This window comes from Cereibacter sediminicola (assembly GCF_007668225.1).
GTDB lineage: Bacteria > Pseudomonadota > Alphaproteobacteria > Rhodobacterales > Rhodobacteraceae > Cereibacter_A > Cereibacter_A azotoformans.
The window spans coordinates 21404-34295 of sequence record NZ_VDEK01000036.1; the positions used below are offsets into that span (position 1 = coordinate 21404).

The window sequence follows — 12892 nt, forward strand, 5'->3', positions numbered from 1 at the left end:
TCCACCAAGCCGGATCAGAAGTCCGTCTCGACGTAGACCCCGGCGCAGTCGTAGGCGACGGCGGCGGCTGTCGCGCCGGTGTTCATGAACAGCCGTGGGGATAGGAATTGCGTCGTGGCTGGCAGGTCGGCGGTGATCTCCTGCTCGAACACCGCGCCTGAGACCTCGTCGACCACCCGCACCCAGACAGAGCTTCCGTTCGGAGGCGCGGCGATGAACAGCGTCAGCACTCCGCCTGTGGCGATACCGAAACTCGCGCCCAAGTCGGTCAGCGTCGGCGCCCCGGTGCCGTCATTCGCGACCAGCTGCCAACGGGTGTGCGTCCCGCGCTGGAAGCCGATGCCAATGCAGTTGATGGCTGCGGCCAGTGTCAGGGTGGTGGCAAGGGCTGCCGTTGAACCATAGAGGCCGAAGAAGCCCATGCCCGTCGCCTGCAGTGTCGTGAGCGAAATCCTGGTGACGAAGGTCCAGCCGCCCAAGCCCGCCGCGTTGCCGCGCCAGCAGGCCCAGCCTGCGGAGCGCTGGTCGGCGACCGAGTCCACGACGGCCGCCGAGGTCAGACGCCAGCGCCGCATCGAGGCGGCGAGGTTCGTCGCGGCGAGGGTCGGGTGCGAGACGGTGCCGACCGAGGTGATCGGCAGGCCTTCGGTCGTGATCGTGGTGCTGACCGAGGGCGACCAGTTTGCGATCCGGTTCACCCCGAAGTGCGGCTGCAAGGGGAAATCCCGTCCCGAGGGACGCATGACGTCGATCCACGGCGCTCCGGCGCGGTTGCGGGCATAGACCGATGCCTTGCCTGCGGGCGGCGGGGTTGGCGCGGCCGCCAGTCCCGGCAATACCGTCGGCTGCGGCAGTTCCACTTGGCCGCTGGTGCGGTCGATCCGGATCGCGTCGAAGAACGTGGATCCGTCAGGGCTGACCTTGAAGCTGAAATCGTCGTTGCCGAGCAAGCCAATCAGCGCCCGCGCCGAAAACCCGGTCTTGAAGGCGAAAGCTGCATCGTTTCCGGCGGCCGCCTTGTTGACGGTGGCCTCGATGCCTGCGCCTGCGTTGTTGAACAGCAGTGCCGGAGTGTTGACCGAAACCCGGTTGTAACTGTCCGCCGTGGCCCCGCCGAGGCCGAGAAGCTGAGCAGTCAGGTTCGCCTGCGGCATGCCGACCTGCGTGACCGCATTGGCGAAGGTGACCGTGGGCGTGTTCACCACCGTCGTGCCGCCTGCGCCAGCCGTCGCAGAGCCGATGTTCACGACCGTGGTCGATCCGGAGGCGCCGCCGGTGCCGAGGTTCACGGTCTTGGTGACGCCGGTGGTCGTCGCCCCGGTGCCCATTCCGTAGGTCGCGGTCGTCGTGGCCGTGCCGATGCTGGCGGACGCTGCCGAGACGGTGACCGTGCCCGAGGCGGTCAGAGTCCCCGAAAACGTCTTGTTGCCCGTGAAGGTCTGGGTGCCTGCAAGGATCGCCAGTTCCGACGAGGTATTCGGCAGGGTGAAGCTGCGCGTGGTGCCCGCGCTGATCCCCGCCAGCGAGAAGGTTGCCTTTTTTGTAGGGTCGGCGTCGTTCACCAGGCTGAAGACCGCGTCCGACACAGCGCGCGGCTCGCCCACCACCTCCCAGGCGCTGCCGGTCCAGACGAGGAACAGCCCCTCTGCAGCGACCCACACAAGCCAGCCGGTACGCGGGACGAGCCGGATCCATGCGCCGTCGACCCAGAAGGCGATGTTCAGGTCCCACCCCGCCCAAAGTCCGGTCGCGCCAGAGGCCACCAGATGGCGGTTGCCGTCCGCCGGGCTGGCTGGGGGCGCGGTGCGCGTGCGATCGAGGACCGAGAGCTGCACCATCGCATCAAGCAGCCGCAGCGCCTCGTTGTGGGTGACATGCTTCTGCGCCTGGGCGGCCAGAAGGTAGGGCAGGCCCAGATGGGTCGTGGTGTCGGACATGGAGCTTCCCGCAGGTTGGGATCAGAATTGCAGCGTGACCGCGGCGGGCGTGCCGCGGCCGAGGCGGTTCGAAAGCTGGAAGATCCGGATGGCCAGCGTCTGGCCGGGCCCGAGCGGCGCGCCCCAATCGGCGGTCTGCTGGGCGGCGGCGTAGATAACGGAGGTCGTGGTGCTGGTCAGCGTGCGCTTGACGACGGTCCCGTCAAGAATCTGGACGTCGTAGGATTCCAGGTCCTCGGCCAGCGGCACCTCGACCTGTTCCCAGGCATCGGCCACCAGCGCGCGGGACCGGCGCGTCCAGCGGATGGTCAGATCGCCCGGGCTGCGGGCCGTTCGCCACGGCTGTTCGACATGGACCGGCGCGAAGGGCACGAGACCCCGGCCGGTCGGCGTGAAGCCCAGCGCGGCATAGCCTGCATCGCTGACCGCCCGCGCAGCCGGGCCCACGCGCCAGTTCCATGGCAAGCCAAGGTCTGCCTCAGCAATGGGGATTGAGGCCAAAGTCGCGTCCAGCACCACGACCCGCGCCCCGGCGGGAGCCGGGTTGCCGATGGCATGCTCCGTTCCGCGCTGGCCACGCAGGAGACGGGTCAGCCGATATCGGCCTGGGGCGATGAGTTCGGCTTGGGCAGCCTGGACGATCTCCCAGGCCCCGGCCGCCGTCTCCACGGCCAGTGCATTCGCCCCGCCGAACAAGGCGAGGTCCGTCACACTCTCGAGCGTCCCCGACAGAAGATCGACGACCAGCGCATTGCCCAGATCGAAGCGTGAAGTGGGGCCGGGAAAGAGGTCGAAGGCCAGCGTCCCGATCCGCGCCCGACTGCCGAAGGTCGTCAGCAACGCGAACCCGTCCGTCGAGGCGCTGCGGAACACCGCGATCTCGCCCGGCCAGGGGCTGGCATGGGCGGCGATCAGGGGGCGATGGGCAGGCTGGTCCTCGCTGATCTGCGGCAGGTCCAGCATAACCACTTCCGGCGTGCCAAAGACGACGGGGCTGGCAAGCGAGGCCGGGCGCGGATCGCCGGGTGGCAGATCGTAGGCGGCGCGGTCCTGGCGGACAGCCTCGATCCCGCGCGCCTCGGCATCGGCGACGGAGACGAGGCGGAACTCGACCTCACGGCCATCATGCGCCAGCCGGATGACGTCGGCGGGATCGAGGGCTAGCCGCGAGGGCGGCAGGCGGAAGGTGGCGCTCTCCCGGCCGATCCAGGCTTCCATCAGCGCGCGGCGGCAGCGGCGTTCGGCCTCTTCGGGCGGGATCGCCATCGGGAAACTTTCCGAGGCAATGCGCGTGGTGTCGACCGTGATACGGCGGGCCTCGACAAGCGCTGCGTCATAATCCTCGTCCGCGCGGGCGACCTGCCATTTCAGCGCCTGGGGCAGTTCGGTCTCCTGGCCGCGGGTCAGCTCGAAGGCCTCGCCCTCGCGGCTTGCGACGAGATCGTCGATGGTGAGCGTCGCAACCGAGGCGCGGCCGCGCATGACGAAGCGGATCACGCCCTCCGTTTCGATGGCATCGAACCCGAAGTGGCGGGCCAAGGTGGAAATCGAGGCGCGGGGGCTTTCGAGTGCCCCGATCACATAGCCCTCGACCGCGCCCCAGAGGCCCGAGACGTCGATCAGGCTTTCCGCCAGCCCAGCGCGCAGGCAGAGATGGCGCACGAGGGCCGGCAGCGACACCGCGCCGAGCCGTCCGGTCAGCCAGTGACCGAGCCGCCAGTTCGGGCCGTCTGTCCAGGTGCCGGTCAGCTCCGGAAAGAACGGATAGGGCCGCGCGTCCCAGGTCCAGGCGGCGCATTCGGGGACATGGACCATCCGGCCGCCGTAGACGGATGACGTCGGGTTGTTCGCGCCCTGACCCCACCAGAGGTAGCTGGCCTCGAGGTAGGCGCGTTGGATCGCGTCGTCGCGCCAGCCTCGCGAGAAATGCGGCGTGAAGCTCTCCGACGACTTCGGGTCGAAGAACACGTTGGGCTGGTTGGTGCCCCGGTCGATGGCCGGACAGCCGAGCTCGGTGAACCAGATCGGCTTCGACTCCGGCACCCACGCCGTCGGTGTGCCGCTCTCCACCCCACCCGGGCGATTGTAGTGCGGGTTCGACCACCAGGCGCGCAGGTCCTTGTAGCGGAACACCCACGGCTTGGCCGCCGCGCCATCGGTGATCGGGGTGCGGACCTGCGCGGATCTGTCGGCGGCAGAGGCATAGAACCAGTCGAAGCCTTCGCCGCCCGCGATGTTCCTCTGCAGATAGGTCCGGTCATAGATCGCAGGCCAGCCCTCGGCCGCGTCGGCATGCTCGAACCCGTCCCGCCAGTCGGAGAGCGGCATGTAATTGTCGATCGCGATGAAATCGATGTTGGCATCCGACCAGAGCGGGTCGAGGTGGAAGAACACGTCGCCGCTGCCGTCGCCCGGCTGGTGCCCGAAGTATTCCGACCAGTCGGCGGCGTAGCCGATCTTGGTGCCGGACCCGAGGATCGAGCGCACATCGGCGAGCAGATCCCGATAGGCCTGCACGGCGGGATAGGTGCTGGCCCCCGAGCGGATCGTCGTCAGCCCCGGCATCTCGGTGCCGATCAGGAAGGCGTCGACACCGCCCGCCGCCGCGCAGAGATGGGCGTAGTGCAGCACCATGCGCCGCAGGCCCCAGTCGCCGGACGGGCCGGTCCACGAAACCGACTGGCCCGAGACACTAAAGCTCGCGGGCGTCGCGGCTCCGAAGAAGCTCGCGACCTGCGCGGCGGCCGTGCCGGTCTTGTCCACGGTCCCGGCGAAGCCCGCTGCAGGCGAACAGGTGATCCGCCCCCGCCAGGGAAACGCGGGCTGGCCGGTCTCGGCGGCGTTGTCCGAATAGGGGTTCGGCAGACTGTTGCCGGGCGGCACGTCCATCAGGATGAAGGGATAGAATGTCACGCGCAGCCCGCGGGCCTTCATCTCCTGGATCGCCTGCACCACGGCGAAGTCGGACGGCGTGCCGCCATAGACCGGGCGATCCTGATCGTCGCGGCTGACGAGGAAGGCACCGGCGCGGCTCACGCCATTCACCGACCAGCTGGCGGGCGTGGTCGACTTTGCGGACACCTCGACGCCCGGCCGCACCCTGCAGGATCCCGCGCGCAGATCGTCGCCGAACCACGCCACGACGAGGCTGACGCTCTCGACCGCAGGCGCCATCGCCTGCAGCCGGTCGAGCGCCTCCACCATGTCGGTGGAGTCGGCCAGCGCGTTCAGGTTCTCGGGTACCGTTGCGCCGCCATCGGTCTTCCGGATCGCCTGCGTGGCATAGGTGAACTCGCCCGAGGCCGGGATCATGGTGACCGCGCGGGTCAGCGCCTCGGCGGTGTCGGGATCGGCCAGCGGCCGGAACACCTCGAAGGAGAGCTGCGGCAGGCGGTTGCCGTAGGTCGAGAGCGCCAGTTCCTCGAAGACCACATAGGCGGTGCCGCGATAGGCGGGCGTGTTGGCCGCGCCCATCTTCGCCGCAATGAACGGGTCCGCCGTCTGCGCCTCGTCGCCCGGATACCAGCGCCAGGTGACGCCGGAGAGGTCCATCGGCTTGCCGTCGGCCCAGATGCGGCCGATCCCGGTGATCGGGCCCTCGCAGAGCGCTACGGCGAAACTGGCAAAGTAGAGATACTCGGTCGTCTTGACTTTGCCGCCTCCGCCGCCCTTGCCGCCGCCCTGCGTGGTGGTCTTCGTCTCCTCGCGGAAATCGGTCGCCCAGATGATGTTGCCGCCCATGCGCATCCGGCCATAGAGCCGCGGGATGACCGCGCCCTCGGTGGCCGAGGTGATGCGGAGCGTGTCGAGCCGCGCGCCCTCGATGCGCTGTGTGGGCGCCAGCGACGAGATGATCCAGCTGTCGACCACCGAGCCGATGCTGGAGCCGATGAAGCCGCCGATGGTGGCGGCACTCACGCCGAGGATCGCGCCGCCGATGCTGCTGCCAATGGCGGCACCGGCCGCGCCGAGAACAAGCGTTGCCATGGTCGGGCCTCAGCGTTGCGGAAACAGGAAGGCGAAGGCGATGCGCCGCCGCCAGGATGGGGTGAGCGGTTCCTCGATCACGCCGAGCCGCTCATAGGCGTGGAGGAAGGTATCGGGGCCGGTGAGGATCCCGACATGCTTGGCGATGGCGCGGGGCTTCATGCGGAAGAGCACCAGCGCGCCGGGACCGGCCGCCGCCGGTTCCACTTCGATCATCATGCGCCCCGCGCCCTCGGCAAGAACCTCGCGCGGCCCGGTCTCGCCCCAGTCGCGGCTGTAGGGCGGGATCGGGAACGGCTCGGGGCCGACGACCTCGCGCCAGACGCCCCGGGCCAGCCCGAGGCAATCGCAGCCGACACCGCGCAGGCTGGCCTGGTCGTGGTACGGTGTGCCGAGCCAGGAGCCTGCGACGGAGATGACGCGCGTCGGGTCGGCCGATGCGAGGGGTTGCGTCACAGCACCCCTCCCTCGTGGCCGCCGTCCTTCGTGGCGTAGCGCAGCACGGCGTCCTGGCCGGGGATGTGCGGGAAACCCCGGAAGTTGGCGGTGTTCGCGAACTTCGCGCCACAGGTCTCCATGCGCTTGTCGCAGCCCGCGCGGATGGTGAAACCGTCGCCCTCGGCGATCGCGCGCACCGGCGCCTCGAGGAGCGTCAGCACGGCAATGCCATCCGTGACGTCATGGCCCAGCACCTCGGTGCGCCGCCCCGCATTTGCGCCGCTCGTCCAGTTCAGCGTGCCGAAGGTGAACCAGCCGGAGGCGAAGCCGCCGAGGCCAGAGGCGGTGAAGGCCCTGTCGCGCAGGAGATCGATGACGGCGCCGGTGCCGCTGAAGGCGGGATTTTCGATGTCCACTCCGCAGCGCGCATCGCCGAGCGCCGCGTCGCAGGTCGCCTGGAAGGTCCGTCCCACCGTCTGGCCCAGCACATGGGCGAGCGAGCGCACCTCGGCGACGAAGGCGAGCCGCCCGCGCCGGATCTGGCCGATGGCACCGCGCCGCATCAGCACGCGCTGGCCAGTGTCGGCCCAGTTCACCCGCCAGACCTCGACCTCGGCGTTGTCCCATCGGCAGTCAAGAATGTCGGTCTCGGTGATCTGGTCCGAGGTCAGCACGCCTTCCGCGTCCTGCGCATCCACCGACAAGTCCGAGCCCGAGCGGACCTCGGAGGCGGTCAACCCGCTCTCGGGCTCGAAGTCGGTCTCGTCGAAGCTCAGCGTCCGGTCGTGATCGGTGAAGCCGAAGGTGACGCCGTCGGCACGGGTGATGCGCCAGCACCAGGCGAGCGTCGTCGTGCCCTCGTCGAGATGCGCCTGAAGCTCGGGCGAGAGGGATTTCATCGGCAGGTTCCCGTCATTCGGTCGTCGAGATCGGCGATCCAGCTCGCCCAGTCCGGCGGCACGGCTGCGACAGTCTCGGCGGGCGGCCGGGCGAGCCGCGCCTCGGCGTAGGAGGCGCAGCCGGCGTCACCACCGCCCATCGTTGCGGCGCAGCCGGTCAGCGGGATCGCCAGCGCCGCGGCCATCACGAACCGCATCCCGCCCGCGCTCGACACGGTTGTTCTTGTCTTTGATCGCATCGCGTTCCGCCTCCCGTTTGCCTGCACGTTCCCCTTCCACTCGGCCCCAGACCCGGCCGAGGACGACGCCCCCGACCGCGCCGAGAGCCGCGACCAGCCAGATGAGGAGTTCAGCCATCGTCCCGCTCCCCGCGTGCGGCGGCCATGCAGAGGGCGACGACGAATACGCCGAGGCAGCCGCCCACGACGACACCTGCGAAGAACTCAAGCATCGCCGCGGAACCCGCGCTCGATCCGGTCCCGCAGACCGATCAGGCCCAGACCGAGGAACATGAGCCCCGCGGGCGAAGCGTCCCCCGAGCCGGCGAGCAGTGCGACGAGGCGGGACACTTCCCCGAGCGGCCCGGTCGCGGGCAACGCGAGAGAGGCAATGCCGGTGAGCATGGCGAGCAGTCCCGCCCACCAGGTGAGCGAGGTCGGACGAATGTAGCGCATGGGTCAGGCCCTCCGGATCAGGATGGAGAAGAAGGCGGCCAGGCGGGCGAGCCAGCCGGTCGGCGCGTCGGGAGCAAGATCGAAGACCGGCGGTCTCGGCAGCGGCGACGGCCGCAGCAGGGCCAGAGCCTCGTCTTCCGTCAGGCGGCGGATCGGCCTGGAGAAGTCCACGCGGCCCGCGCGGTCCACGGACCAGACCGGGATCGTGCCGCCGGGATATTGGCCGTGGCGGAACAGGTCGCGCTCGGCTTCGCGGCGCGGGATGATGGAGGCCGGTCGCCGCCAGTTCAGAAACGCGTCGGCGGCTGCAACGCGATTGCCGGCGTTGAGGTGCCGGGTGAGCGCGGCCTTCGCGATGCCGCCGGTGTTGTAGTGAAAGCTGACCAGCGCATCGAACTCGTGCGGCGCCAGCGGAACCTTCACGGCGCGCAGGACAGCGGCCTCGTAGCGGGCGAGGTCGGCATGGAAGACCCGGAACGCCTCGCGGATCCCGGCGTCGAGATCGGCGGGCATGCCGCGCGGCATCGTGGACGGATCGGGCTCCCCGGCGGCAGCCGTGTGGCCGATGCCGAAGGTCCAGACCTTTTTCACATCAAGATAGGGTCCGGGCACGAGTCCTTCGTGCCGGACGAGGGCCAGCAGGCCCCGGTCGGTCATGTGCATGAGATTACCGGAGAAGCGAGAGGATCAGGATCAGTGCCGCGACGGCAAGGCCAATGCGCAGGCGATGGGCGAAAGCCTGCCGTGGAGCGGAAGGCTCGCAGCGGAGGGAGCGCGCGAGGCGAATGAGCTCATTCATCGCCGCGGCCTTCGTTGGCGCGGCGGAGGCGGGCGAGCAGCATCTCGATGAAGGCCGGTCCGAAGACCCCGACGAGATAGGCCGCCGAACCCGCCGCTCCGCCTGCGGGGATCGCCTCGGGCGGCAGACTGAGCCAGGCGGTGATCACGGCCATGGAGAGGCTGCCCATCCCGGCGGCGATCAGCCCGCCGAGCAGGATGTGCCGCAGCGCATCGCGCAGCCGCATCTTCGTGGTCAGTGCGTTCGTGGCGCCGCCGAGCGCGCCCCAGGCGGCGAGGATCACGGCGGTCGAGGCCGCGAGCTCGCGTAGGACGGCTGCGACGAAGCTGCCGGTGTCGTTCATCGCCGGATCTCCAGCAGCGGAATGGAGGTGATCGAGCCGAGCCGCTCGAGGTCGAGCGTCACGTCGAGCGCGTCGGTGTCGAAACGGACTGGCACGTCGAAGGTGAAGCCCGCTGTGACGGCGACGCCAGCGCCCGGCGCGACGCCGAAGGTGACGACGCCGGTCGTGGCGTCGACCGACCAGCCGGAGAGCTGCTCGACGCCCGCCACCGCGATGCGCACGGTTCCGGTCACCGGTTTGGCTATGGCGCGTGTCCAAGTTTGCGCGCCGGAGGCGTAGCGCTTCACCAGCTGGAAGGCGCTCGTCGTGCCGTCGCCGGTGCCGATCGCCTGATCGGTCGGCGCTGGCGTCTGGGACGGCAGGCAGGACTTGTGATCGCCCCAGTCCTTGAACCGAAAGCCATGCAGCCGCCCATTCCGTGCCTCGAAGAAGGCGACGACGGCGGCGAGATCATCGGCGCGGCGGATGCCGTAGGCGACATCGTAGCGGCGGCGCGAGTTGGCCCAGCTCGCATTGCGCTCCTCGTCGCCCGAGGCGAGCTCGACGATCTGCGTCCGCCGCTCGGGCCCGCCGCGCGCGCCGCGACTGATGTTGTCGGGGAACCGGACCTCGTGAAACGCCATCACATGCCCCTCCGCCCGAGCGAGACCGCACGGGCGATGTCTGCCGCAACCTGCGTCCGCGACTGCCGGAAGCTCTCGGCGTCACGTGCCATGATGGTGACGTTGACGCCGCCGCCCGCGCCGTAGCTCTGCGCCTCGCGCCTCGAGAGCACCCGCTCGCCCCGCTGGAGGATAGCGGGCACCTCATCATGCCGAAGCCCCGCCATCCCGCCGGAATGCATCCGCGGCGCGGCGGCGAAGACCATCGCCGGGACCATCCTCGTGGGCCCAGCCGATCCGACCATCCCGCCCGCATGCAGGACGTTGGCGTAGGTGAGCGGGGACCGTGGCCCCAGTGGGGCCGCGTAAGCCCCGCGAACGCCCGCCCCGGAGAACACGCCGGAGAGCGCGTTTGCGATCGGTCCGAGGATGAAGCGCCGCGCCGCCAGCTGGGCGAGATCGGCCAGCAGCGAGGTGATCAGATCGCGAAAATTCAGCTTGCCGGTCTTCACGAACTCGCCGACCGCGGTCTCGGCGGACTGGAAGGCGCCGACGAGGCTCTGGCCGATGTCGCCACCGATCTCGCGCGCCTTGCTGGCGTAGTCCGACAGCGCCGCCGTGACCGCCTGCCAGCCGGTGACGGCCGTCTCCACATTCGGCTCGGCCGCGGCAGCCGCAGCACCCGCGGCGGTTCCGGCGTCGGTCGCAGCTTGTCCCGCGCCGTCGAGCGCGGTCTCGAACCGCTCCGCCGCGGTCGTCGCCTCGGCCAGCGCATCGGCCCCGTCCTCGTCGGTTGCGCGGACGGCATCCCGCAGGGCCTGCCAGCTTTCGAGGGGCGCGCGGGCCCCTTCCGCCAGATCGCGCGCGGCGCCCCTATAGAGGTTGGCGGACTCGAGCGCCCGGTTTGCTGCCTCGGTCAGACCGAGGTCGGGTGCGGTCAGCGGGTTCTCCTCGAAGGCCCGGTCGAACGCCGCCTGCGCCGCCGTCGTGGCAGCACTGGCCGCGCCCTCGAAACGGTTCTCGATCTCGCCGAGATCGAGGTCGCGCACCAGCGAGATGCGGCGCTCGGACCCGAGCGCTTCGAGACCGGCGTTGATGCCGCCGATGAAGCCGTTGATGCGCGAGACCACGCCGTTCAGCATCGCCTCGACACCGTCGACGAGGCTGTTCGCTGCCTGGAACGCGAGATCGCCGATGGCGGCGGGCAGCAGACCCCAGATCGCCTTGATCGCCTCGTAGGCGCCCTCGAACGTGTTCGCGGCGGTGTTGCCGAAAGCCACGACGCTCTCGATGGCGCTCTTCATGCCCGAGGCGGCATCGGCCTTCAGGTCGAAGAACATCGCCGTGGCGGCCGCGCCCGCCGCGGCCGCACCCATGCGGATCCGCTCCCAGACCTCGACGGCGAGGTCCTTCAGGAGCGACATCGCCTCGCCGAAGCCGCCCGCGCCGGAGACAAGCCGGGCGAACTGGTAGACGAGTTCTCCCGCGCCGACGATGAGCGCGCCGATGCCGGTGCGGATCAGCGCGCCGCGCAGGACGACCAGCGCCGTGGCGAGGCCGCGCACGGAGAGCGCCGCAGCGGCCATGCCAGCGACCCAGCGGCCAGCGAGGAAGGCCGCGAAGGTGGCGGCATAGGTGGTCAGGCGGCCGATATTGTCGAAGAGACCGCGAATGGCGATGCCGAGCGGCCCGGTGCGGCTGGCAATGGCGGCCATGGCGTTGGCGACAGCCTCGAGCGCCGGGGCTGCGGCGACGGCCAGCTGGTTCGAGAGCCCGCGCCAGATCAGCCCGAGGCGCGAGATTGCGTCGTTCGTCCGCTCGATCTGATCGGCATCCTGCTCCGAGACGACGACGCCGAAGGCGAGCACGTCCTCCGTCGCCTGGCGCAGCGTCGCGGTGTCGATCCGCGACATGGCGATGGAGCCTTCCTCGCCGAAAAGCTGACCTGCCACGGCCGCGCGCTCGGCGGCAGGCACGAAGCTCTCGATGGCCGCGTTGATCGCGCCGACCCGCTGGTCCAGCGGCAGCGCAATCAGGTCGGTGGCCGACAGCCCCAGCCGGTCGAGCGCGTCGGCGGCGGGACCGGTCCCGGCGGCCGCCTGGCTGAGTCGCCGCGTCAGGTCCTTCGTCGCCTGCTCGATGCCGGACATGGACACACCAGCCAGCTCGCCCGCGCGCTCCAGCGTCTGGATCGAGGCGACGGTGGTGCCGAGGGACTGGGCGAGCTTGGCCTGCGCATCGACCGTCTGCAGACCGGAGCGGATCATCGCCACGCCCGCCGCGGCGGCAGCTGCAACTGCGGCGGCAGCGGCTACGGCAACGCGACGGGAAAATGCCGCTAGCCTCGCGTTCGCGGCCTCCATCTCCCGGCTCAGCCGTCCGAAGCCGCGCGACCCGGCCTCGCCCACGCCTTCCAGCTCGGCGCGCACCTGCCGTCCGCCCACGGCCGCGAGGCGGACGCTGACCCTCTTCTCAGCCATGGGAGTGCTCCATCTGCTCGTTGAGCTTGGCGACCATCACCGCTTCGATGACAGGCAGCAGTTCGGCCATGGCGAGCGGCGGCACGCCGAGTGCGTCACCGAGCGCGAGCGCCGCCGACATGTCCCAGCCGGTCACCGCGCCGGGCAGGACACGCAGCTGGCCGCCGAGTCGGCCGACAAGGTCCCAGACCTGCCAACCCTCCGGCGTTGCCGGACGGTTCAGCCGCGCCGGGCAGTCCGGGCAGGCTTGCTCGCGGCCCTCGTAGGGTGCGCAGGCTTCGCAGTAGCGCTCGCCCCCGCCGAAGGACCATTCAGCGAGGGCGCAGAGGCGTTTTTTTCCTGTTCCAGCAGCAGGCCCTTCGAGACGTAGGTCAGCTGGAACGCCTCGAAGATCGGCCAGACATCGAGCAGCGCGTCGATGGCCTCGGGGCTCGGATCGATGGGCTTGCCGTCCGCATCGCCGATACCGTCCCAGGCGAGCACCGCGCGACGCGCCAGTGCTTTTGCAAAAGCGACGGCGCGCTCCTCGTCGGAGGCGTCCTCGGGCACCCCCTCGACAGCGGGATCGCTGCGTGTCGCGACCATCAGCGCGGTGGTCAATGGGCGGAGTTGCACCCGCACGCCGGGGGTGAGGTCATGCCAGCGCGGGGCGTTGGTCAGGTCGAGCGTCAGCATCAATAGTATCCGTTTTGATCAAGGGTTGATTTCGGCCCATTTCCGGTCGTCCCGGATC

The 12892-nt window shown here is 69.9% G+C and carries 13 protein-coding genes; all 13 read right to left on the reverse strand.

Features of this window, described 5'->3' with window-relative positions:
• Positions 1-14: 14 nt before the first annotated feature.
• The 13 genes from FG154_RS17450 to FG154_RS17505 all read right to left on the reverse strand — a co-directional run bounded on the left by FG154_RS17450 (position 15) and on the right by FG154_RS17505 (position 12834).
• Positions 15-1937: a DUF2793 domain-containing protein gene (locus FG154_RS17450; RefSeq protein WP_114348929.1), complete on the reverse strand. Its 1923-nt coding sequence runs from the start codon at positions 1935-1937 to the stop codon at positions 15-17.
• A gap of 21 nt (positions 1938-1958) precedes the next feature.
• Entirely contained in the window at positions 1959-5924 is a 3966-nt protein-coding gene (locus tag FG154_RS17455; RefSeq protein WP_114348930.1) for a baseplate multidomain protein megatron, read from the reverse strand.
• A gap of 9 nt (positions 5925-5933) precedes the next feature.
• Positions 5934-6380, reverse strand: a complete 447-nt coding sequence (locus FG154_RS17460; protein ID WP_099649427.1) for an NlpC/P60 family protein — start codon at positions 6378-6380, stop codon at positions 5934-5936.
• Positions 6377-7261 carry a DUF2163 domain-containing protein gene (locus FG154_RS17465; RefSeq protein ID WP_099649428.1) on the reverse strand — a complete coding sequence of 295 codons (885 nt, stop codon included), beginning with the start codon at positions 7259-7261 and terminating at the stop codon, positions 6377-6379. The genes FG154_RS17460 and FG154_RS17465 overlap by 4 nt, the downstream gene beginning before the upstream one ends.
• Positions 7258-7500, reverse strand: coding sequence for a hypothetical protein (locus FG154_RS17470; protein WP_145110684.1), 243 nt, complete (start codon positions 7498-7500; stop codon positions 7258-7260). Before FG154_RS17470 ends, FG154_RS17465 begins: the two co-directional genes overlap by 4 nt.
• Positions 7501-7610: 110 nt before the next feature.
• On the reverse strand, positions 7611-7712 hold the full coding sequence (locus tag FG154_RS22095; RefSeq protein ID WP_099649430.1) for a DUF3789 domain-containing protein: 102 nt from the start codon (positions 7710-7712) through the stop codon (positions 7611-7613).
• A complete protein-coding gene (locus FG154_RS17480) occupies positions 7705-7935 on the reverse strand; it encodes a hypothetical protein (RefSeq protein ID WP_099649431.1) in 231 nt (76 codons plus the stop codon). The genes FG154_RS22095 and FG154_RS17480 overlap by 8 nt, the downstream gene beginning before the upstream one ends.
• Before the next feature lie 3 nt (positions 7936-7938).
• Complete coding sequence (locus FG154_RS17485) at positions 7939-8592, reverse strand: lysozyme (RefSeq protein ID WP_246100383.1); 654 nt, start codon at positions 8590-8592, stop codon at positions 7939-7941.
• A 134-nt stretch (positions 8593-8726) separates the two neighbouring features.
• Positions 8727-9077, reverse strand: a complete 351-nt coding sequence (locus tag FG154_RS17490; RefSeq protein WP_099649433.1) for a hypothetical protein — start codon at positions 9075-9077, stop codon at positions 8727-8729.
• Complete coding sequence (locus FG154_RS17495; RefSeq protein ID WP_099649434.1) at positions 9074-9700, reverse strand: DUF2460 domain-containing protein; 627 nt, start codon at positions 9698-9700, stop codon at positions 9074-9076. The genes FG154_RS17490 and FG154_RS17495 overlap by 4 nt, the downstream gene beginning before the upstream one ends.
• Entirely contained in the window at positions 9700-12159 is a 2460-nt protein-coding gene (locus FG154_RS17500; protein WP_114348931.1) for a phage tail tape measure C-terminal domain-containing protein, read from the reverse strand. The genes FG154_RS17495 and FG154_RS17500 overlap by 1 nt, the downstream gene beginning before the upstream one ends.
• Positions 12152-12280 (reverse strand): DUF7697 family protein, encoded by a 129-nt coding sequence (locus tag FG154_RS21765; RefSeq protein ID WP_268877975.1) that lies wholly within the window; start codon positions 12278-12280, stop codon positions 12152-12154. Before FG154_RS21765 ends, FG154_RS17500 begins: the two co-directional genes overlap by 8 nt.
• A gap of 98 nt (positions 12281-12378) precedes the next feature.
• Positions 12379-12834 (reverse strand): hypothetical protein, encoded by a 456-nt coding sequence (locus FG154_RS17505; protein WP_099649436.1) that lies wholly within the window; start codon positions 12832-12834, stop codon positions 12379-12381.
• Positions 12835-12892 lie beyond the last annotated feature (58 nt).